Annotated in this window: 18 protein-coding genes; 13 read left to right on the plus strand and 5 right to left on the minus strand. The window is 69.2% G+C overall.

Annotated elements, in window-relative coordinates; translation table 11 throughout:
• Positions 1-108 precede the first annotated feature (108 nt).
• The 5 genes from AC2H6A_RS08380 to AC2H6A_RS08400 all read left to right on the plus strand — a co-directional run bounded on the left by AC2H6A_RS08380 (position 109) and on the right by AC2H6A_RS08400 (position 7,905).
• The gene (locus AC2H6A_RS08380; protein WP_484272707.1) at positions 109-1,335 is read left to right on the plus strand and encodes an aromatic ring-hydroxylating oxygenase subunit alpha; all 1,227 of its coding nucleotides are present in this window, start codon (positions 109-111) and stop codon (positions 1,333-1,335) included.
• On the plus strand, positions 1,332-2,903 hold the full coding sequence (locus AC2H6A_RS08385) for a class I adenylate-forming enzyme family protein (RefSeq protein WP_484272708.1): 1,572 nt from the start codon (positions 1,332-1,334) through the stop codon (positions 2,901-2,903). Before AC2H6A_RS08380 ends, AC2H6A_RS08385 begins: the two co-directional genes overlap by 4 nt.
• A 60-nt stretch (positions 2,904-2,963) precedes the next feature.
• Entirely contained in the window at positions 2,964-4,391 is a 1,428-nt protein-coding gene (locus AC2H6A_RS08390; RefSeq protein ID WP_484272709.1) for an MFS transporter, read from the plus strand.
• A gap of 156 nt (positions 4,392-4,547) precedes the next feature.
• The gene (locus AC2H6A_RS08395) at positions 4,548-5,234 is read left to right on the plus strand and encodes a dienelactone hydrolase family protein (RefSeq protein ID WP_484272710.1); all 687 of its coding nucleotides are present in this window, start codon (positions 4,548-4,550) and stop codon (positions 5,232-5,234) included.
• A gap of 52 nt (positions 5,235-5,286) precedes the next feature.
• Complete coding sequence (locus AC2H6A_RS08400) at positions 5,287-7,905, plus strand: EAL domain-containing protein (protein ID WP_484272711.1); 2,619 nt, start codon at positions 5,287-5,289, stop codon at positions 7,903-7,905.
• A gap of 9 nt (positions 7,906-7,914) precedes the next feature.
• Here AC2H6A_RS08400 and AC2H6A_RS08405 read toward each other — a convergent pair whose 3' ends face one another.
• From AC2H6A_RS08405 to AC2H6A_RS08415, 3 genes are read right to left on the minus strand one after another with little or no spacing between them, the layout of a single operon-like run.
• Positions 7,915-8,697, minus strand: a complete 783-nt coding sequence (locus AC2H6A_RS08405) for an enoyl-CoA hydratase/isomerase family protein (RefSeq protein WP_484272712.1) — start codon at positions 8,695-8,697, stop codon at positions 7,915-7,917.
• 30 nt (positions 8,698-8,727) lie between these two features.
• Positions 8,728-10,005 carry an NAD(P)/FAD-dependent oxidoreductase gene (locus tag AC2H6A_RS08410; RefSeq protein ID WP_484272713.1) on the minus strand — a complete coding sequence of 426 codons (1,278 nt, stop codon included), beginning with the start codon at positions 10,003-10,005 and terminating at the stop codon, positions 8,728-8,730.
• 2 nt (positions 10,006-10,007) lie between these two features.
• Positions 10,008-11,153: an SDR family oxidoreductase gene (locus AC2H6A_RS08415; protein WP_484272714.1), complete on the minus strand. Its 1,146-nt coding sequence runs from the start codon at positions 11,151-11,153 to the stop codon at positions 10,008-10,010.
• Between the two features lie 78 nt (positions 11,154-11,231).
• On the opposite strand from AC2H6A_RS08415, the gene AC2H6A_RS08420 reads away from it, so the two are divergent.
• From AC2H6A_RS08420 to AC2H6A_RS08440, 5 genes are read left to right on the plus strand one after another with little or no spacing between them, the layout of a single operon-like run.
• Positions 11,232-12,374 carry an ABC transporter substrate-binding protein gene (locus AC2H6A_RS08420; protein ID WP_484272715.1) on the plus strand — a complete coding sequence of 381 codons (1,143 nt, stop codon included), beginning with the start codon at positions 11,232-11,234 and terminating at the stop codon, positions 12,372-12,374.
• 5 nt (positions 12,375-12,379) lie between these two features.
• A complete protein-coding gene (locus AC2H6A_RS08425) occupies positions 12,380-13,141 on the plus strand; it encodes an ABC transporter ATP-binding protein (protein ID WP_484272716.1) in 762 nt (253 codons plus the stop codon).
• On the plus strand, positions 13,138-13,887 hold the full coding sequence (locus AC2H6A_RS08430; protein WP_484272717.1) for an ABC transporter ATP-binding protein: 750 nt from the start codon (positions 13,138-13,140) through the stop codon (positions 13,885-13,887). Before AC2H6A_RS08425 ends, AC2H6A_RS08430 begins: the two co-directional genes overlap by 4 nt.
• Positions 13,884-14,744 carry a branched-chain amino acid ABC transporter permease gene (locus tag AC2H6A_RS08435; RefSeq protein ID WP_484272718.1) on the plus strand — a complete coding sequence of 287 codons (861 nt, stop codon included), beginning with the start codon at positions 13,884-13,886 and terminating at the stop codon, positions 14,742-14,744. Before AC2H6A_RS08430 ends, AC2H6A_RS08435 begins: the two co-directional genes overlap by 4 nt.
• 13 nt (positions 14,745-14,757) lie before the next feature.
• Positions 14,758-15,759 carry a branched-chain amino acid ABC transporter permease gene (locus AC2H6A_RS08440; protein WP_484272719.1) on the plus strand — a complete coding sequence of 334 codons (1,002 nt, stop codon included), beginning with the start codon at positions 14,758-14,760 and terminating at the stop codon, positions 15,757-15,759.
• Here the strand turns inward: AC2H6A_RS08440 and AC2H6A_RS08445 are convergent.
• On the minus strand, positions 15,728-16,708 hold the full coding sequence (locus AC2H6A_RS08445) for a Bug family tripartite tricarboxylate transporter substrate binding protein (protein WP_484272720.1): 981 nt from the start codon (positions 16,706-16,708) through the stop codon (positions 15,728-15,730). The two genes, AC2H6A_RS08440 and AC2H6A_RS08445, sit on opposite strands and share 32 nt — an antisense overlap.
• A 35-nt stretch (positions 16,709-16,743) precedes the next feature.
• Positions 16,744-17,892, minus strand: coding sequence for a TAXI family TRAP transporter solute-binding subunit (locus AC2H6A_RS08450; protein WP_484272721.1), 1,149 nt, complete (start codon positions 17,890-17,892; stop codon positions 16,744-16,746).
• A gap of 270 nt (positions 17,893-18,162) precedes the next feature.
• On the opposite strand from AC2H6A_RS08450, the gene AC2H6A_RS08455 reads away from it, so the two are divergent.
• From AC2H6A_RS08455 to AC2H6A_RS08465, 3 genes are all read left to right on the plus strand, one after another.
• Positions 18,163-18,987: an ABC transporter ATP-binding protein gene (locus AC2H6A_RS08455; protein WP_484272722.1), complete on the plus strand. Its 825-nt coding sequence runs from the start codon at positions 18,163-18,165 to the stop codon at positions 18,985-18,987.
• Positions 18,984-19,760, plus strand: coding sequence for an ABC transporter permease (locus AC2H6A_RS08460; RefSeq protein WP_484272723.1), 777 nt, complete (start codon positions 18,984-18,986; stop codon positions 19,758-19,760). The genes AC2H6A_RS08455 and AC2H6A_RS08460 overlap by 4 nt, the downstream gene beginning before the upstream one ends.
• A 46-nt stretch (positions 19,761-19,806) precedes the next feature.
• The coding region (locus tag AC2H6A_RS08465; RefSeq protein WP_484272724.1) for an ABC transporter substrate-binding protein at positions 19,807-20,471 on the plus strand (665 nt) is incomplete at its 3' end.

Consider the following 20,471-nt stretch of genomic DNA (forward strand, 5'->3'; position numbering starts at 1 on the left):
CGTTATCCGATGCTCGGGATCATTGTCCGCGATCGCATTGATTATTGTCAGGCCCGTCCTTTCAGAGCGAGGCCGCCGATGCACGACCGGAACACCGGAATCCATCCATTGGAGACGGGCCTCGATGAAGCCACCGTGGCGCGCTGGAAGGCCGGGGTGCAGGCCGAACGCGAGCGCGATCGACCGCCCGCGGGCTTCCCCGCACTGCCACCCATCCCGGGCGGGCGCTACCGTGATCCGGCTTTCTTCGACCTGGAAAGGCAGGCGCTTTGGCGCGAAGGCTGGATCCACGCCGCGCACACCGACCAGTTGCCGGCCGCGGGCAGCTGGCTGGTCACCCGTCGGACCGGCTCGCCGGTGCTGCTCATCCGCGGCGCCGACGACCGGATCCGGGCCTTCTACAACACCTGCCGGCATCGTGGCGCGCCGGTGGCCCGCACCGACAGCGGCAGCGGCGCGCAGTCATTCACCTGCGGCTACCACGGCTGGACCTACCGGCTGGACGGGAGTCTGGCGTCGGTGACCGATCCGCGCGACTTCAAGGACCTCGACCCCTCCTGCCTGGGACTGGTGCCGGTGCGCTGCGAGCGCCTGGGCAGCCTGATCTTCATCTGCGAAAGTCCGCTCGCCCCGCCACTCGATGAGTTCCTCGCCCCGGCGGCGCGCTTTCTTCGGCATCTGCCGCTCGATCACCTGCGGCTGGTGCACTCCCGCAGCATCGAGGTTGGCGGTAACCACAAGGTGGTGCTCGAGAACTTTCTCGAGGCCTACCATTTCCGCCTGCTGCACCTGAAGACCACGCACCGGATCTTCGACCATCTGGGCACCAGTGTGCACCTCTGGCAACAGGGTCACTCGATGATGCTCTCGCCGCACCGGCGTGACGACTGGGTTGATCCCGGCACCATCGGCATGCCCGAGATGGCTGGTGTCACCGAGATCGACCGCCGTTTCAATGCCAGCTACAACCTGTTTCCCAACCTGATCCTGCCCATCTCGGCCACCGGCGCGCCTTGCGTGGTGATCACGCCGCTGTCCATCGACCGATCCCGGCTCGAGGTGCTCTGGTACGCTCCGCTTCCCGACGACGGGTCGCGCCATCCGCTCTGGGAGGCGCGTATCGCCAATTTCGATCGCATCGTCGACGAGGATGTCTCGTTCGTGGCGCCCATCCAGGCCAGCCTGGACACGGCGGGCTTCCGGGGCGTGCCGCTCAACTACCAGGAACGCCGCATCTACCACTGGCACGAGGCGCTCGACAGGCGGATCGGCGCTCACCGCCTGCCACCTGCCCTTCAGGTGCAGCCCATGCTCGGCGACTGGGTGACACCATGAGTGCCGGCCGTGTTCACGCGACGGTCGACGCCGCCCCGCCCGAAGCCATCGCGCGGGCTGGCAGCCTGACCGTGGGCGAGCTGCTCGCCGAGCAGGCCCTGCGTACACCCGGAAGCCGGGCCGTCGATGACGGGCATCGCTCGCTGAACTACCGGGAGCTCGATCAGCGCGTGAATCGCCTGGCCAATGCACTCGCCGCGCTCGGCGTACGCCGCGGCGATCGCGTGGGCATCCTCGCGGAAAACCGGATCGAGTACCTGGAGGCAACCTTCGCTGCGGCGCGGCTGGGCGCCATCCTGTGCGCGCTGAACTGGCGTCTCGCCCGCGAGGAACTCGCGCACTGCGTGGGGCTGGTCTCGCCGCTGGTGGTGCTGGTGTCACCCCGGTTCGAGTCCACGCTGGCGGCAATCGGCCCGATCGCCGCGCGGGTGGTGAGCCTGGGCGAAAATTACGAGTCGCGCCTCGCCGCGGCCACCGCCGACGAACCGCCGCCGGTGGCGCAACCCGAGGATGGCCTGCTCATCCTGTACACCAGTGGCACCACCGGGTTGCCCAAGGGCGCGCTGATCAGTCACCGGGCCGAGCTCGCGCGCATGGCGCTGAGCCGGATCGAGGGCGGCCTGCAGCCCGGCGACGGATTCGTGGCCTGGGCGCCGATGTTCCACATGGTGTCGCTCGAGCATGCGATCCATGTGCTTGGCTGCGGCGGGACGGTGTTCGTGGTCGACGGTGCCGACATACCCCGACTGGTCGCGCTGATTGCCACCGAGCCGCAATGGTGGCTGGTGCTCATCCCGGGCATGATCGAGCCGCTGGTCGCCGCCCTGGAGGCCGGGGCGGTGACGCCACGGGGCATTCGCGTGGTGGGCGCGCTCGCCGCTCTGGTGCCCGGCGAGCTGCTCGCGCGCACCTCGGCCCTGCTGCGCGCGCCGTGGTGGAACACCTTCGGCTCGACCGAAACCGGCATGCTGCCGGCCGCCGGCACGCGCTTTGCCCCGGGCGAGCTGCCGCCCGACCTTGGCAAGGCACCCAGCGCACTGTGCCGCTGGCAACTGGTCGATGAGCAGGATCGTCCCGTGCCGCCCGGCGTACCCGGCGAGATGGTGGTGCGTGGCCCCACCGTGTTCAGCGGCTACTGGCAGGCCTCCGAGGTGAACGCCCGCGAGTTCCGCGGTGGCTGGTTCCACATGGGCGACCTGTTCGTGGCCGGACCCGACGGCCGGGTGAACTTCGTGGATCGTTCCCGCTACATGATCAAGTCCGGTGGCGAGAACATCTACCCGATGGAGATCGAGCGCGTGCTGATGACCGATCCGCGCGTGCTGGAGGCGGTGGTGGTCCGCTGCCGCGACAAGCGCTGGGGCGAGGTACCGGTCGCCTTCGTGGCATGCCGGCTGGGCGATGTCAGCGCCGAGTCGCTGCTGCAACACTGCCGCGCGGGGCTGTCCTCCTACAAGCTGCCGCGTGAGATCCGCTTCGTGGCCTCGGCCGAGGACTTTCCGCGCAGCACCAGCGGGAAGATCCAGCGAAGCCGGGTGGAGCAATGGCTCGATGACGACCGCGCCTGAGGCGATGATCCGCCGGCGCCTCCCCGGACGCCGGGCGGCTCACCACCGACCCGGCCCGAGATGACGCCCTTCCCGCCCCAGGAGCAGCGCCGGGTGGTGAGCGGGCTGCAGGTGGGCATCTTCGTGGCCGCGCTCGATTCCACCCTGGTGTCGGTGGCGCTGCTCTCGATCGCCCGCGATCTCGGCGGCACCGGCCTGATCGCATGGGTGATCGCCGGATACACCGTGGCCGCCACCGTGGCCACGCCGGTATACGGCAGCCTGTCCGACCTGTACGGCCGCCAGCGCATGATGACGGTGGCGATCCTGATCTATCTGCTCGCCTGCGTGGGCTGCGTGTTCGCGCAGTCGATGGGCCAGCTGCTCGTGCTGCGCGTGCTGCAGGGTCTGGGTGGTGGCGGCCTGATCGTGCTGGCCCAGTCGACCATCGGCGATGTGGTGCCGCCCACCGAGCGCGGGCGCTATCAGGCCTGGCTGTCGGGCACCTACGCGCTGGCCGCGCTGGTCGGGCCGGTGACCAGCGGCTATCTCACCGCCTGGTTCGGCTGGCGCTCCGTCTTTCTGGTGAGTCTGCCGCTGGCGCTGATGGCCCTGGTGCTCACGCGACGGATCCTGGCCAGCCTGCCGCGCCCGGCGCAGGCCCGTGCGATCGACTACCCCAGCATCGGGCTGCTCGCCGCCGGGCTGAGCGCCTTGATGATTGCCCTCACCCGGATCGGCCAGGGCGCACGACTGCACGACCCCGTTGGCGCCGGCCTTTTCGTGCTGGCCGCCATGCTGCTGGGCGCTTTCTGGCGACGGCAGTTCCGCACCAGCGCGCCGGTGATGGCGCCCGACCTGCTCACGAACCCGCGCGTGCTCTGGGCAAGCCTGTCTTCCTCACTGGTGTTCTTCTCGATGATCGGAGGGGCGGTGATGCTGCCGCTGGCACTGCAGACCGTGTCGGGCGACACCCCCGATCAGGTGGCGCTCAAGATGCTCATGCATGCGCTGGCCGTGCCCTGCGGCGCCTTCTTCAGCGGCCGGATGATGCCGCGGACCATGCGCTTTCGCCGGAACATGGTCTTCGGCGCGCTGCTGGCGGCCGCCGCAGCCGCGAGCCTGGCCTTGCTGCGATTCCAGTCGCCCTGGCCGGTTGGCGTCTCGATGCTGCTGATGGGGCTGGGCATCGGCATCTCGTTGCCCCCCGGCATCGTGGCGGTGCAGGTTGCCGTCGCCCCCACCCGAACCGGCGCCGCCACGGCCTTCCTGGGGCTGGCCCGCTCCCTGGGCAGCGCGCTCGGTCTGGCCTGCCTCACCTCGGTGCTGTTCGCCGCGCTGGGCCGCAGCGCGGATGGTTCGGCCGGCACCCTGGTGGCGCAAGCCGGTCAAGCCCAGCCGGCGCTTGCGGGCGGCTTCGCGCTGGTGTTTGCCTGCACCAGCGCTGCACTCTTGCTCTCGGCCGCGGCGGCCATGCGACTGCCACAGCGCCAGTCCCCGGCGGCCTGACCGCGGCAGGGCATCACGCGGCGATGTCTCGACTTTTCAGGGTTTGCCGCACGATGCCAACGCTGAGCCTGCCGGCAGGCCTAGAATCCTGCCCAGGTTGGACGCGGGGAGCACGCCTGCGGCGCCAACCAACCCACAGAACAGGAGCATTCGCACATGGGAAGCACCGTCACCTTCACCCGCCCCGACGGCCAGTCGGTCCAGGGCTATCTCGCCGAAGCGCCGGGGGCTGTCGCCTCGGTGGTGGTGATCCAGGAATGGTGGGGCCTGAACGACCAGATCCGCGGCGTGGCCGAGCGCTTCGCGCAGGCCGGTTACACCGCGCTGGTGCCCGATCTCTACCGCGGCCGAGCCACGGTCGAGGCCGAGGAGGCCCATCACCTGATGTCCAGCCTCAACTTCGGTGACGCGGCTTCCCAGGATGTGCGGGGCGCCGCGCAGTTCCTGAAGGCGCGCGGCGGCAAGGTCGGCGTCACCGGCTACTGCATGGGCGGCGCGCTCACGGTGCTGTCGTCGATGATGGTCCCGGAAATGGATGCCGGGGTGGTCTGGTACGGCCTGCCGCCCCTGGAATTCGTCGATGCGGCGAAGATCCGCGTACCGCTGCTCGCCCACTGGGCCACCCAGGACGCCGCCTTCGCGATCGACACCGTGGACCAGCTCGAGGCCCGTCTGACCGCCGCTGGCGCCAACTACACCGGCCACCGCTACCTCGCCCAGCACGCCTTCGCGAACGAGACCGCGGTCGGTCCGGGCCGGCTGCCGATCACCCAGTACGACCCGATGTGGGCGCAGATCGCATGGGATCGCACCTTCCGCTTCTTCGGCAAGACGCTGGGTTGATCGGGGCCGACCCCAGGCGGGCAGGCTGGCGCCCGGCCGGATCGATGAGCCGATGAGCGCCTCCGGTCAGGCATCTGGCGTCGATGCGCTCGGCGTGACGGCGGGCCTCGGCGGCGGCTCGGAGGTCTCGCCGGCGGCCGGTCTGGGCCGACGCCTGCTGCTCACCCTGCTGGCCGTGTTCTCGCTGGCCTGCCTGTTCGGTTATCTCGCGGTCCGGCACGCGGTCAACACCACGGTCGAGAGCCAGGCGCTGGCGATTGCCGAGGTGGTGGCCAGCCAGGCCACCACCGCGCGCTCGGTCTATGCCATGGAGATTGCGGCCAAGCTCGCACGCGAGGGGCTCGGTCCGCATGTCGAATCCGAAGGCAAGCCGGGCTTCGTGCCGATCCCGGCGCAGTTCCTGAAGCTGGTCGGCAAGGCCTCCTCCGAGAACGCGCACCGGCTCTACCAGTACAAGCCGGTCAGCCGCTGGAACCTCGAACCCTCGCAGGGCCTGGACGACGAGTTCCTGCGCTGGGCCTGGCCGCAGCTCGAGGCCCAGGACCAGCCGAACCCCGCCGGGCCGATCCCCTGGAAGGCCGTCTCCCGCATCGAGACCCGCGAGGGGCGTCGCGTGCTGCGCTATCTGTCGGCAGATCCGGCGTCGCAGCCGGCCTGCGCGAGCTGCCACAACGCCTACGAGACCCGACCCGAAATCATCGCCCGGCGGGTGGCCTCGGGCGTCGCACCGGGCAAGCACTGGGAGCCTCATCAGCTGATGGGCGCGCTCTCGGTGACCATCCCGCTGGACAAGGCCGAACTGCTGGCGGGTGACCAGATCAACCAGACCACGCTGCTGATCGCATCCATCCTGATCGCCAGCTTCGCGGCCCTGAGCGCATTCGCGTGGCGTCTGAGCACCCAGGACCGCGAGCTGCGCGACGCCGCACTGCGCCTGCGCCGCTCCTCGCTCGAGAACCAGGCCGCGCAGGCCCTGCTCGAGGCCCAGCGCGGCGTGGAGCGCGCCTTCACCGAGCTCTCCTCCTACATGCAGGCCATCGACCAGCACGCGATCGTGTCGGTCGGTGATCGCACCGGGCGCATCATCGATGTCAACGATCAGCTGGTACGGATCAGCGGCTACAGCCGCGAGGAGCTGATCGGGCGCAATCACCGCATCCTGAGCTCCGGCGTCCATCCTCGGGAGTTCTTCACCCGGATGTGGCAGTCGCTCACCCGCGGCGAAGTCTGGCGCGGCGTGATCTGCAACCGCAGCAAGAGCGGCGCGCTCTACTGGGTCGATGCCGCGATCGTGCCCATGAGGAACGCCGAGGGCGAGGTCGAGCGCTACATCTCGATCCGGATCGACATCACCGAGCGCAAGCAGTTCGAGCAGGAGATGCTGCGCCTGGCCACCCATGACAGCCTCACCGGCCTGGTCAACCGGGCCTTGCTGCGCGACCGCATCCATCAGGCGCTCGAAAGCGCGCACCGCAACCGGCATCGCGCCGCGGTGCTGTTCATCGATCTCGACCAGTTCAAGGCGGTGAACGACTCGCTCGGCCACACCACCGGTGACCGGCTGCTGGTCGAGGTCGGAAACCGGCTGGCCTCGAGCGTGCGCGCCGAAGACACGGTGGCGCGCCAGGGGGGCGATGAGTTCATCGTCTTCATCCCCAAGCTCGACAGCCCGCAGGCTGCGGGCCTGGTCGCGCAGTCATTGCACGCGATGCTCTCGCAGCCGTTCTCGATCGACGGCCAGGAGGTCTTCGTCGGCTCGAGCATCGGCATTGCGCTCTATCCCGATGACGGCGGCGATGTCGACACCCTGCTGCGGCACAGCGACACCGCCATGTATCAGGTGAAGGAGTCAGGCCGCAATCACTGGATGTACTTCACCGCCCGGATGAATGACGAGGCGGTCGAGCGCTACGCGCTCACCAACGAGCTGCGTCGTGCCGCCGAGCGCGGCGAACTGGTGCTGCACTTCCAGCCGATCTTCGAGATGGGCTCGATGACCCTCGACTCACTGGAAGTGCTGCTGCGCTGGCAGCACCCCACCCGCGGCCTGGTGCCTCCGGCGCAGTTCATCGGCCTGGCCGAGGCCTCGGGCCTGATCGTGCCGATCGGCGAGTGGGTGCTTCGCGCGGCCTGCCAGCAGATCGACGCCTGGCGGCGCGAGGGCCTGCAGCCGCCGCGCCTGGCCCTGAACCTGTCGAGCATCCAGGTGCGGTTGCCCGGCTTCGGGCAGCGGGTGGCCGAGATGCTCGATGAATACCGCGTCGCACCGTCGAGCATCGCTTTCGAGATCACCGAAGGCACCCTGATGAGCAAGACCGACGAGGTGCTGGCCACCCTTCGCCAGCTGAGCGAGCTCGGCATGCGGCTGGCCATCGACGACTTCGGCACCGGCTTCTCGAGCCTGAACTATCTCAAGACGCTGCCGATCGACACCCTCAAGATCGATCGATCCTTCGTGACCGACATCAGCGACGACCCCGACGACGCCGCGATCGTGATCGCGGTGCTCTCGATGGCACGGGGGCTGCAGCTCGAGGTCATCGCCGAGGGCGTGGAGACCGAACGCCAGCTCGAATTCCTGCGCGCGCACGGCTGCCGCCTGTTCCAGGGCTTCCTGTCGGGCTCGCCGATGCCGCCGGAAGCGATCGCTCGGCTGCTCAGGCCGGCCTGAGCCGGCCGCTCAATCGTTGGCAGGCAGGCGCCAGGCCGGCGGGCGCTTCTCGATGAACGCCCGGATGCCCTCGCGGGCCTCGGCGGTGACGGCCAGGCTGGTGAAGTTCTCGACGGCGGCAGCCACGCCGCGCCGGTAGTCGGCATCGCACTCGCGAAGGAAGGCCGCGCGGCCGCGCCGCATCACACCCGGCGCCTTGCCGGCCAGTTCGCGGGCCAGGGCTCGCCCGGTGGCCAGTCCCTCGCCAGAATCGCAGACCCGGCTGATCAGGCCGAGGCTGGCGGCTTCGGTCACATCGAAACTGCGGCCGGTGAAGAGCAGGTCGAAGGCGCGATGCCGGCCCACCACACGATGCAGGTGCGCAAAATGAATGGCCGGGATCAGACCGACATCGATCTCCGGATACCCGAAACTCGCGCCGCGTTCGGCCACGAGCAGATCACAGGAGATGGCCAGCGTCATGCCGGCCCCCCGGGCGGCGCCGCCAATGACCGCGATCGAGGGCTTGCCGAGGTGGTACTGGGCATCGGCCACCCGCACATAGAGCTTGTCGAGCAGCGCGTGCAGTGCCTCCGGGGGCTGGCCATCGACAGCGCGAATGTCCAGACCGGCGCAGAACGGACCGGGCTTGGCGCTGGCCAGCAGCACCACCCGTACCGTCGCATCCTCGCGGGCCCTGGCCAGACAGGCGAGCAGCTCATCGACGAGTGCAGCGGTGACCGCATTCACCGGGGGCCGGTCGAGCCGCAGTTCAGCCACACCGTCGACCACCTCATACCGGACCAGCGACATCGCATCTCCCAGGGCGCACAGAGGGCCCGATCATAAGCCGGGCGAGTGGGCCCGCGCGAAGCGGGCCGCCCGATAGGGTCCGGGGTCGAGGCCGGGCGTGCGTCCGGCGAGCAGATCGGCCATGAGCTGCGCGCTGGCCGGAGCCGCGGCCATGCCCACATGGCCGTGACCGAAGGCATGCAGCACATCGGGGCAGCCGCTGGCGCGCCCCAGCACCGGCAGGCCGTCGGGTGTGGACGGGCGTTGTCCCATCCAGCGCGACACGGCCACGTCCCCGGCCAGAGCGGGCCAGAGGCGCCGGGCCTGGCGCACAAGCAGGTCGGCGCGTCGCCAGTCGGGCGCAGCGCCAGGCGGCGCGAACTCCACCTGACCCGCCACCCGCAGGCCCTGGCGGGTGGGCGTGTTGGCCATGCGGCCGTCAGACGGCATCACCGGCACCGGCACCGGCAGCGCCACACCCTGCATCTCGAACACCGCGTGATAGCCCCGTTCCGCGGCGAGCGGGACGCGATCACCCGCCTGGCGGGCAAGATCGACGGCATTGATGCCGGCAGCGATCACGGCGGCGTCGCAGACCACCTCCCCCTGGGTGGTCTGCACGGCGGCCAGACGGCCGGCATGCAGGCGCAGTCGCAGCGCCGCCGCACGCAGGCGCTGCGCCCCGCTGCGCTCGCTTGCCGCCACCAGCGCCGCGACATAGGCCGCGGGATCGGTGCAATGCCCTCCCTCGGGCACATGGGCGCCGAAGCGATAGGTCTCGGCAAGACTGGGCGCGAGCATGCGCAAGGCCTCCCCCTCGCAGACCTGCCAGGCCACACCCTGCCCGCGCCGCAGGCCCCAGGCGAAGGCCTCGCGCTCGAAGGCTTCGCGATCGGGATAGGCATAGAGCAGCCCCCGACGGACCACCAGCGCCGGCACCCCTGCGTCCTGGGCGAGCTGTGCATGACGGGCTGCGCATCCGCGCAGCAGCGGGCCGAGCGCCGCGGCGATGGCGCTGGCCCGCTCAGGGGTGGCACCAGCCCTCAGAAAACGCAGCAGCCAGGGCGCAAGCCCCGGCAGCGCAGCCGCGCGCAGACGCACCGGCCCCTCGCGAGAGAGCAGCATGCCGGGCAGCTGTCGCCACAGTCCGGGCACTGACATCGGCACCACCGAGGCCGGACTGAACCACGCCCCATTGCCGTGGCTGGCAGCGTGCGGCCCGCCCGGCTCGGCCGGATCGATCAGCACCACGGTGTGTCCGTCGCGGATCAGCGTGAACGCACAGCACGCCCCCACGATGCCGGCGCCGATGACCGCCACGCGCGCCATGCTCAGCCGGCCGGTGCGCGGACTGAACCTGCGAGGCCACCTTCAAGCCGCGCGCCGATCGGCGGCAGGATGCGCTGCTCACGCAGGCGCGCAAACCAGTCACGGAACATGCGACCGGTGTCGATGCAGTCGGCAAAGCCGGCCTGGCGGATCTTGATGGTGCTCACGATCACGGGCGGGGGCGCCTCGCGGGCGTGAAAGCCGAAGCAGAAGTCGGCATAGTGGTGCGACTCGCCAAGCAGCTCGGCGAGCGGCGGCGCCAGCAGCCGGTGCGCGCGGACCAGACGATCCCAGCGCGCCGCCTGGGTCGGCAGATGCCGCGCCAGCGACAGGGGCTGGTCCGGGCCGGTGGGCACCCCGAGGCTGTCGGCGATCTCGGGCCAGAGATTGCGCCACACGAACACATCGCCATTGGTGACATTGAAGATTTCGCCGCGCGCCGCGGGCGCCTGCGTGGCCCAGGCCAGCGCACGCGCCAGCAGACGTGCATCGGTGGCCTCGAGGATGTTCGAAGGCCCGCCAGGATAGGCAAAGGGCTCGTCGGCATCGGCGCAGAGCGCGGCGTGCACCCCGATGATCGGGATCAGGTTCATGGCCACGCCCATGGCATCACCGAACACGAGTTGCGGCCGGAAGATCGTGATACCGAATCCGGCGGAGGCCGCCCGGGCGCGCAGGTAGTCCTCCTGAAGCCAGTAGAAGTTCTCGTGCGCGTCCCGAGGCCCGTCCTCGCGCGCCGGGACCGCCACCGGATGCAGATGCACGCCATAGGCCTTGGTGCCCTGCAGGAGGCTCACATGCTGCAGGCGATGCCCCGCCGCAAGCAGGGCCTCGATCAGGTTGCGCAGCATCGCGAGATTGGTCTGCATCTGGTCGGCCTCGCGCCAGCCGCGCACAAGCCCCGGCTTCTCGTGAAGGGCGGCATAGGCCAGGTGCGTCACCGGCGGCATCGACTGCGCGGCGCGCACGCAGTCGGCGGGATCGGTCAGATCGAGCGGCAGGTGAACGCCGCGAAAGCCAAGGGGCAACGCGGGCGTGCGGCGCGACACCGCAATCACGCGCCAGTCGGGCAGCGCATCGAAATGCTCGAGGGCCGCATGGCCCACCACGCCGGATGCGCCGGCGATCAGAACGGATTTTTCGGTCATGGGCGGCTCCTCGTGCACGTCCGGATGATACGGACTGCCGCTACACTGCCTGCGCTTCCACCGTCCGGAGATCGCCCGATGAGATTCCTCTTTTCCGCACTGGCCAGCCTCGCGCTCGGCCTCGGCCTTGCCGCACCCGGCATCGCGCAACCGATCAAGGTGGGCGTGATCTTCCCGCTGAGCGGCGGGGCCGGTCCCCAGGGCCAGCATCTGGTGAAGTCCATCCAGTCAATGGCCGCGCTGATCAACGAAAGCGGCGGCGTGCTCGGACGCCAGCTGGTGATCGAAGCGCGAGATGACGAATCCACCCCGGCGGTGGGCGTGTCGCGGGCCAACGAGCTGGTCTCGGCCGGCGTCTCGGTGATCATCGAGGGCTGGAACAGCCCTGTCACGCTCGCCATGCAGCCGGTGATCAGCCGTGCGGGCGTGCTCGACATCACCGCCATCTCCAAGGCCGATCCCATCCTGTCGGGCGAGGGCAATCCGCTCGCCATCCGCCTGAACAGTTCCAACTCGCAGGACGGGGCGGTGATCGCCGATTACATCGCCAACCGCCTCAAGGCCCGGCGTGTGGCCTTCCTCACCCAGAACGACGCCTACGGCAATGGCGCCCAGGCCTCCATCGAAGCCGAGCTGAAGAAGCTCAACCACAGCTACGAGCGGGTCGCCGAAGAGAAGTTCCCCTTCACCCAGGCCGACTTCCGCGTTGCCCTCACCAATGTGCGGGCCGCCAACCCCGACGCGGTGGTGGCGATCAACGCCAGCGAAGGTCTGGGCATGCCGGCGCTCATCCGTCAGGCGCGCCAGGCGCGGATTCCCGGCCAGCTGATCGCTGCGGTGGGCACGATCGCCCCCAGCGTCATCTCGGTGGCCGGCGATGCCGCCAACGGTCTGGTTGGCGCTGACATCTACTTTCCCGATGTCGAGCCCTTCGCCTCCAACGCCGTCAACAAGCGCTATGTGGCCAAGGTGCAGGATCAGCACAAGCTCACGCCCGACAAGTTCATGGCGCTGGGCGCGGCCTCCCTGCAGATCTGGGCCATGGCGGCCAACGAGCTCAAGACCCTCGATCGTGAAGCGATCGCCAGGCGGATCCGCGGCGGCAGCTTCCGCGGCACGCTGCTGGGTGACGTGAGCTTCGCGGCCAACGGGCAGCTCGCCAACCGCCACTATGTCTTCGGCGTGCAGGGCCAGAAGATGGTCGTCGAGAAGGGCAACTGAGCGCAGTGAGCGTCCTGAGCGTCGAAGGGTTGGGGGTTCGCTACGGCGAGCTGGTGGCCCTGGACTCGGTGTCCTGGTCGGTGGGCGCGGGCGAACTGCTCGGCATCATCGGCCCCAACGGTGCGGGCAAGAGCTCCTGCTATGACGCGGTCACCGCCATGGTGCCGCGCCAGGGCAGGGTCAGTCTGCGCGGCGAGGACATCACCGCGGTGCCCGCGCACCGGCTGGCCGAACGGGGCCTGAAGCGTGCCTTCCAGCAGAACGCCTTCTTCCACGAACTGAGCGTGCTCGAGAACATGCTCTCGGTGCTGCAGCGCACCGCGGGCAGCGGCCTGCTGGCGGCGGCGCTCGCCCCCCGGGTCAGCGCCCGCCGTCGGGCCGAGGCTGCACGGCAGGCCGCCGGCCTGCTCGAGCGCTTCGGCATCGAGGCCGACTACCACGCGCGCCTGCCGGCGGAGATTCCCTATGGCACGCAGCGACTGCTGTCGATCGCGCTTGCGCACGGCACCGGCGCCAGCGCGCTGCTGCTCGACGAACCCGGTGCGGGGCTGGGCGGCGCGGACATGCAGCGGCTGACTGACCTGCTGCTCGGCCTGAAGCGCGAAGGGCTCGCGGTGGTGGTCATCGAGCACCACATGGACCTGATCATGGCGGTGGCCGACCGCATCGTGGTGCTCGACCAGGGCCGCCAGATCGCCCTGGGCACGCCCGCCGATGTGCAGCGCGATCCGGCCGTGCTCGAAGCCTATCTCGGGCGCACGCAATGAGCGTCGGGCCAGCCACCGCGCCGGTCCTGGAGGCCCGCAATCTCACCGTCGCCTACGGCGGCAACACCGCGCTCGCGCTCGACCGGATCGCGGTGGGCCGAGGTGAGGTGGTCGGTGTGGTTGGCGCCAACGGCGCCGGCAAGTCCACCCTGGTCAATGCCATCGCCGGCTGGTCGCGCGGCGCGCCGCGGGTCAGCGGTGAGGTCTGGCTGGGTGGCCGCGAGATCGGCGCCCTGCCCGCCCATGCGCGAGCCCGGGCCGGCCTGCTGCTGGTGCCCGAAGGCAAGCTGGTCTTCGGCCAGATGACCGTCGACGAGAACCTGAGCGTGCCGGGAAGCGCCCCCCGCGGCACGGACCGCCATATCCACGACCGCGATGCGGTGTTCGCGCTCTTTCCGCGCCTGAAGGAGCGGCGCGGGCACCTGGGCTCGCAGCTCTCGGGCGGCGAGCGGCAGATGCTGGGCATCGGCCGGGCGCTGATGCTCGGACCGCAGGCACTCCTGCTCGACGAGCCCTCGATCGGCCTGGCGCCGCGGCTGGTGTCCACCGTGCTGCAGACCATGCGCACACTGGCCGCCACCGGGCTGTCCATCCTGCTGGTCGAGCAGAATGTGCGGGCCGCCATCGAGGTGGTCGACCGTCTGGTGCTGCTCGAGCGCGGTCGGGTGATCGCCCAGGGCACCGCGGCCGAGATGCGCGACGATGAGCGCATTGCCCGAGCCTACCTTGGCGGACACGACGCATGAACCTCGGTCAGCAGCTGATCAACGGCCTCGTCCTCGGCCATGCCTTCGCGCTGGTAGCCATCGGCTGGACGGTGCTGCTCGGCGTGGCCCGCCTGGTCAACTTCGGGCATGGCCAGATGTACATGGTCGGCGCCTTCATGACCTGGTTCGCGATCAACGGCCTGCACCTGCCGTGGCTGCTCGCCATTCCGGTGGCGGTGGTCACCGGCATGCTGATCGGCTTCGTGCTGCAGCGGGTGATGCTGCAGGCCACGCTCGAGCAGAACCTGGTGTCGATCATGATCATGACGCTGGGCTTCGGCTATGTGATGCACGGCGCCGCCGCGCTCATCTTCGGCTCCACCGGGCAGATCCTCGAGACCCCGCTGTCGGTGCGCGAGATCACCCTCGGCGAGCTCTGGTTCAGCGCCCAGGACCTGGCCATCGTGATCGCCGCGATCGCGGTCTTCGTGGCCCTGAAGCTGGTGATCGACCGGACCCGGGTGGGTCGTCTGGTGCGCATGGTGGCCGAGGATCCCAAGCTCGCTGAACTCGCGGGCATCGATGTGCGCAGGGTCTATCTCGGCGTCTTCGCCTTCGAGGGCGCGGCGGTGGCCTTCGCCGGTGCCATGGTGGGCCCCCGTACGCCGATCCTCACCTCGATGGGCTTTGACGAGGTGATCATGACCTTCGTGGTGGTGGTGCTCGGTGGCATCGGCAGCATCACCGGCAGCTATGTGGCCGGCATTGCGCTGGGCCTGTTCACCGCCCTGTTCGGCGCCCTGGTCTCGCCGGCCTACACCACCGCAGCTGCCTTCGTGGTGCTGATTGCGGTGCTGGTGCTGCGCCCCGGCGGCCTGGCCGCTGGCAGCCGATGAACCGGAGCCCCGAATGAGCCCCGCCCTGCGCCTGCCCCTGCTCGCCCTGCTGGCGGTAGCCGGCTATTTCGCGCCCATCCTGCTTGGTGGATCGGCGGCGGTCTACAGCGCCTTCGTGCTGATCGCCATCTTCGCCGTGATGGCCTACGGCCTCGACCTGATCGTGTCCGACCTTGGCGAGGTCAGCCTCGCCCATACCGTGTTCTTCGCGGTGGGCAGCTACGCCACGGCCCTGCTCGCCACCCGCGCCGGCGCCGGCAGCTGGCTCACCCTGGCCGGCGCGGTGGTGACGGCGCTGGTCTTTGCCGCGCTGGTGGGCCTGATCACACTGCGGCTGCGCGAGTTCGTGTTCTCGCTGGTGACCTATGCCATCGCGGTGGTGGCAGCCACCGTGGCGCAGAACTGGGCCTTCCTGGGCGGCTCGGATGGCCTGCGCGGCATACCGCCGCTTGACCTCTCCATCGGCCCACTCAGCCTGAAGGCGGCCAATGACCGCGAACTCTGGCCCTACGCCTTCGGCCTGCTGCTGGTGGCCCTCTACCTGGTCGACCGCTTCCGGCATTCGAGGCTGGGCAGCGCCGCGGTCATGACCCACCTCAACCCCCGCCTGGCGATCATGTCCGGGGTTGACCCCCAGCAGGTGCGCCTGAAGGTGTTCCTGTTCTCGGCGCCAATCACCGCAGCCGCGGGCTGGCTCTATGCGCATCAGCGAGCCTATGTCAGCGCGGACATCCTCGATTCGTACTTCCTCATCCTGATGCTCACCGCAGTAATCCTCATCGGCCGGCGTCTTCTGCTCGGGCCGCTGCTGGCCACCGCCATGATCCTCGCCCAGGAGAAATTCCTGTCGCTGGGCGGCTATGCCGACAAGATCATCCTGGGCAGCGTGCTGATCACCACGCTGGCGCTGTTTCCCCGCGGCCTGATCGGCCTGCTGGGGCCGCTGCGCCGTGCAATCGGTGGCCGGCGTGCAGCGCCCGGCCTCAGTCGAGCCGCAGATTCATCGGGCGGATGATGTCGCCCCAGCGCTTGTCCTCGCTGCGGATCAGCGCGGCGTATTCCTCCGGACTGGCGCTCGCCTCGGGAATCTCGCCACCCGCACGCAGCTTGTCGGCGATCTCGGGCAGACGCACCGCCGCAGCCACCGCCGCATGCAGGCGACGGATCACCGGCTCGGGCGTGCCGGCCGGTGCCAGCAGCGCGAACTGCGCGTAGGCCACCAGCTCGGGATAGCCAGCCTCGCCGAAGGTCTGCACCCCGTCGGGCAGGCTGAAACGCTCGTTGCCCATCGAGGCAATGATCCGGGTCTTGCCGGCACGGTGCATGGTGATGGCGGTGGACATGCCGTCCATCTGCACATCGATGCGGCCGCTGATCAGGTCGATGGTGGACTGCGAGGTGCCCTTGTAGGGGACGAAGACCGCCTTGATGCCCAGCGTGCGGGCGATCCACTCCGCCAGGATGTGCGACGTGGTGCCGGTGCCTACCGTGCCGATCGCCAGCCCATCGGGCCGGGTGCGCGCGTAGCTGACGAGCTCGGCAACGGTGCGCGCCGGCAGGCCGGCATGAGCGTTGAGCACGAAGGCCTGCTTGGACACCGTGGAGATCGGCGCCAGGTCGGAGACCTTGTAGGGCAGGTTGCGGAAGATGTGCGGGTTGACGTTGGTGATGCCCGAGCCCCCGAACAGCAGGGTGTGGCCATCCTTGGGCGCCTTGGTGACATGGGTGGTGGCCACGAAGCTGCCCGCGCCCGGCTTGTTCTCGACCACCACCGTGGTCTTCAGGCTGCGGGCGAGTTCGTCGGCCAGACGCCGCGCAGTCACATCGGTGGCGCCACCCACGGCGAAGGGCACGACGATGGTGATCGGCCTGGCAGAGAAATCCTGGGCTCGCGCGGGCAACGCCGCCAGGGCGGCGGCGCCGAGCGCGGCCCGCACGAGTCCGCGACGGCGGGCATGCATCATGAGGGGCTCCGGTCGATCAGGGGCGCGGGCACGGCTCAGTTGGCCATGAGTTCGAGGCCGGCCTTGGTCAGGGCCGCGGCGCGGGCCTTCATCCAGGCGGCACGGAACTGCTCACGGTCTTCCGGCGGATTGGTCTTGAGGAAGTCCTTCCAGGCGGTACCCAGCACCTCCTGACGGCGCAGCAGCCCGTCATTGTGCTTCTGTGCGGCGTCGGTCCAGAGCTTGGCCTCGATGAGCGCCTTCACCGCCCCCGCGTGGTAGGGAATGGTCCAGGTCAGGTTCTGACGCTTGCCCTCCAGACCATCCACCCCCGGTACCGAATCCTTGTAGTCATCGTAATGGGTGAGCATGGCGCGGGTGAACGCATAGACGGTGCCGGCATCCTGGGAACCGTAGGCCATGAAGATGGGATACGGGTACACCGAGGTCTCGATCGCCTGACCCTTGGCGTAACCGGCGCCGCAGGTGGACTTGTGCGGATAGAAGTAAGGCGCCACCTTCTGCACCCGCGCCCAGCCGGCCTTGTCGGCTGCCGGCATGGAGATCCAGGTGATGCCGCGCGGCGAGCTCTCGATCTCCTTGGCCATGCCCGAGATCGTGGACGCGAAGAAGACATCGATCTCGTTGTTGACCACGCCCTTCATCATCGCGCCGTAGCTGGCGAACTCCACCGGCTTGACCTCGTTGGTGGTCCAGCCACCGAAGGCGATCAGGGCATGGACGCTCTGGTTGACCGCGGGCGACCCCACCACCATGCCCACGCGCTTGCCCTTGAGGTCTGCGGCGCTGCGGATGCCCACGTCATTGGCCGCCCCCAGCGACTGTCCGCTGCAGGTCGACGCGGTGAGCAGCAGCTGCAGCGGCTGCGGGCCCCATTCCCGCACCGCGAACTCCAGCACACCCTCCTGGGCGAAGAAGGTGCCGATCCCCATGGCCGAGGCCTGGGCGCGTCCGGCCTTGAGCGGCGCAAGGCGCGCCACATCATTGCCGGCCGGCAGAACCCGCATGTCGGTGCCGAATCGCTTCTTGAGCATGTTGCCCACCGCCACGGCCTGGTTGAAGGCGTTCGAACCGGTCTCGTAGGCGGTCAGGGTGAGCGTGGCGGGCAGCTTGGCCTCCTGGGCACCCGAGGTGACGGGCAGCAGGGCGGCGAGCAGGGCGGCTGACAGGGAGTGGCGCAGCATGGGAGCTCCGGTGCAGGATGAGAGTACCGGCGCAGTCTACGGCCCGCCCCGGCGCGAAGGGAAATCGGCAGGGGCTGGTATGAGACGCGGGCCGACGCCGGCGCGCCAGGCGCCGCCCTGCACCGCGAACGGGCCCTTCGGGCGTGCGCGGTGCATCGGGCGCCCATCGCCGGGGCGATCGATGCCCAGGCGTCCATGGCACGCCTCGTGCAAGGGCTGAACGCACCGGCAGCGCTCCCGCCCACCGACCGATGTGCGTCCTCCCCGACCATGAACGCCCCCCTGCCCGATCCCGCGCTTGCCACTGTCGCCGCGCCCCGCCTGAACTTCGACGCGGGCCGTCGACCAGCGATCAGCATCCGCGGTCTGTGCAAGCGTTTCGGCGAGGCGCCCCTCTATCAGGACTTCGATCTGGACATCCCCGCCGGGCGCTTCATCTCCATTTTCGGTCCGAACGGCTGCGGAAAGTCGACGCTGATCAACCTGATCGCGGGGTTGATCCCCATCGATGGCGGCGAGATCCTCTTCGATGGACGCCCGGTGCGCGATGTGACCATCGGTTACGTCTTCCAGAATTACCGTGACGCGCTCTTCCCATGGCTGAGTGCGCGCCAGAACATCGAGTACCCCCTGAAGGTGCGCGGACTGCCGCCGGCGCAAAGGCGGGCCAGGGTCGACGAGCTCATCACGCAGTTCGAGGTCGGCTTCGATCTCGCGCGCAAGCCCTATGAGCTCTCGGGCGGCCAGCAGCAGCTGGTATCGATCCTGCGGGCGCTTGCGCCGCGCCCCGAGGTGATGTTCCTCGACGAGCCCTTCTCGGCCCTCGACTACGAGATGACCCTGTTCATCCGCGAACGGCTTCAGACTGTGTTCCAGCAGACCGGGGTGACGATGCTGCTGGTTTCGCACGACCTCGAGGAGGCGGTCTACCTGGCCGATCACCTGCTGCTGCTCACCAAGCGCCCCACGCGGGTGGCCGACATCGTGGATGTCGGCGCCCCTCGCCCGCGCAACGACGCAACGCTGATCGATGCCGAGTTCATCGCGACCAAGGCCCGCAGCCTGGCCATCTTCCAGCGCGAGGTGCGCCGATGAACCGAGTGTCCCGGATGATGGCCCCCGCGCTGCGGCATCCCTTCTGGATCGGCCCTGCGCTGATCCTGGCGATCTGGTGGCTCGCTGCGGCAGGCCAGTGGATCAGTCCCAAGCTGCTGCCCACGCCCGCGGCCACGCTGCAGGCGCTGAGCGGTTCGATTGCCGATGGCTCGATCCTGGCGGACTTCGCCGGTACCCTGAAACGCACCCTGGGCGCCTTCGCGCTGGCCGCGGCGCTTGGCGTGCCCGTGGGCATCGCACTGGGTTCAGACACCCGCATCTACCGGGCGCTCGAGTTTGCGATCGACTTCTTCCGTTCGACGCCCGCCACGGCGATGTTCCCGCTCTTCCTGCTGATCTTCGGCATCGGCGAGGAATCGAAGGTTGGTGTGGCGGCATTCTCGGCCTGGCTGGTGATCGTCTTCAATGTCGCCTACGGCGTGATGAACGCCCGCCCGACCCGCATCCTCGCGGCACGGGTGATGGGCGCCTCGCGCGGCCGCATCTTCCGCGATGTGATGTTCTACGAGTCGCTGCCCCAGACCTGCGTCGGTCTGCGCCTGGGCGTCTCCTACGCCCTGGTGGTGATCATCGTGGCCGAGATGTTCATCGGCTCGGCCAATGGCATGGGCAGACGCATCATCGACGCGCAGCAGGTCTTCGACCTGAAGCAGATGTACGCCTCGATCATCGCCACGGGCTGCCTGGGCTATGGCCTGAACATCCTTTTCCTGGGCCTGGAGCGGCATTTCGTGAAGTGGGCCGGCCGCTGATCCGGCGCCGCGCAGGGCAACCGAACTCAACAACTGGAGGCTTTCGATGATCAACACCAGACGCCGCCTGCTGGGCGTGGCCGCCGCTGCCACCGGCAGCCTTGCCGCACCCTGGGTGCACGCCCAGAAGACCGAGAAGGTGAAGCTCTCCTGGCTGCCGATCATGCAGACCACGGCGCTCTATGTGGCCTTGCAGGACAAGCTCTTCGAGAAGGCCGGCATCGAGGCCGAGGCTGTCCAGTTCCAGAACCCCAACCAGATCATCGACTCCCTGGTCGCCAACCAGGCCGATGTCGGTGCGCCCGGCGCGGCGGCTGGCATCACCATGCTGGCCGAGGCGCGCTACCCCGGCACCTTCAAGGTATTCGGTCTGCAGGGTGGCGGCGTGCGCGTCGATCGCATCAACGACGGCCTGATCGTGCGCAACGGCTCGACCATCCGCAGCTTCAAGGATCTGCGCGGCAAATCGCTCGGCCACCTGCCCGGCATCCAGTGGCGAACCATCTCGCGCCACATGCTTCGGGCCAACGGCCTGGACCCCGACAAGGATGTGCGCCTGCAGGAGATCGCTGTCGGCCTGCAGGTGCCCTCGGTGGTGGCGGGCAGCATCGATGCCACGCTCTCGCTCGAACCGGTCGGCTCGATCGCGGTGGCTTCGGGCGAGGCCACCCGCGCCATGACCAACCCCTGCGCGAGTGTCATCGCCGATCC

The organism is Quisquiliibacterium sp., from assembly GCF_982640115.1.

What these genes read in the sequence shown, in the direction of transcription:
- AC2H6A_RS08390 (WP_484272709.1), top strand. Translation starts at nt 2,964, where the DNA reads ATGACGCCCTTCCCGCCCCAGGAGCAGCGCCGGGTGGTGAGCGGGCTG.
- AC2H6A_RS08395 (WP_484272710.1), top strand. Translation starts at nt 4,548, where the DNA reads ATGGGAAGCACCGTCACCTTCACCCGCCCCGACGGCCAGTCGGTCCAG.
- AC2H6A_RS08415 (WP_484272714.1), bottom strand. Translation starts at nt 11,153, where the DNA reads ATGACCGAAAAATCCGTTCTGATCGCCGGCGCATCCGGCGTGGTGGGC.
- AC2H6A_RS08450 (WP_484272721.1), bottom strand. Translation starts at nt 17,892, where the DNA reads ATGCTGCGCCACTCCCTGTCAGCCGCCCTGCTCGCCGCCCTGCTGCCC.
- AC2H6A_RS08385 (WP_484272708.1), top strand. Translation starts at nt 1,332, where the DNA reads ATGAGTGCCGGCCGTGTTCACGCGACGGTCGACGCCGCCCCGCCCGAA.
- AC2H6A_RS08405 (WP_484272712.1), bottom strand. Translation starts at nt 8,697, where the DNA reads ATGTCGCTGGTCCGGTATGAGGTGGTCGACGGTGTGGCTGAACTGCGG.
- AC2H6A_RS08460 (WP_484272723.1), top strand. Translation starts at nt 18,984, where the DNA reads ATGAACCGAGTGTCCCGGATGATGGCCCCCGCGCTGCGGCATCCCTTC.
- AC2H6A_RS08435 (WP_484272718.1), top strand. Translation starts at nt 13,884, where the DNA reads ATGAACCTCGGTCAGCAGCTGATCAACGGCCTCGTCCTCGGCCATGCC.
- AC2H6A_RS08445 (WP_484272720.1), bottom strand. Translation starts at nt 16,708, where the DNA reads ATGATGCATGCCCGCCGTCGCGGACTCGTGCGGGCCGCGCTCGGCGCC.
- AC2H6A_RS08430 (WP_484272717.1), top strand. Translation starts at nt 13,138, where the DNA reads ATGAGCGTCGGGCCAGCCACCGCGCCGGTCCTGGAGGCCCGCAATCTC.
- AC2H6A_RS08440 (WP_484272719.1), top strand. Translation starts at nt 14,758, where the DNA reads ATGAGCCCCGCCCTGCGCCTGCCCCTGCTCGCCCTGCTGGCGGTAGCC.
- AC2H6A_RS08410 (WP_484272713.1), bottom strand. Translation starts at nt 10,005, where the DNA reads ATGGCGCGCGTGGCGGTCATCGGCGCCGGCATCGTGGGGGCGTGCTGT.
- AC2H6A_RS08420 (WP_484272715.1), top strand. Translation starts at nt 11,232, where the DNA reads ATGAGATTCCTCTTTTCCGCACTGGCCAGCCTCGCGCTCGGCCTCGGC.
- AC2H6A_RS08400 (WP_484272711.1), top strand. Translation starts at nt 5,287, where the DNA reads ATGAGCGCCTCCGGTCAGGCATCTGGCGTCGATGCGCTCGGCGTGACG.
- AC2H6A_RS08455 (WP_484272722.1), top strand. Translation starts at nt 18,163, where the DNA reads ATGAACGCCCCCCTGCCCGATCCCGCGCTTGCCACTGTCGCCGCGCCC.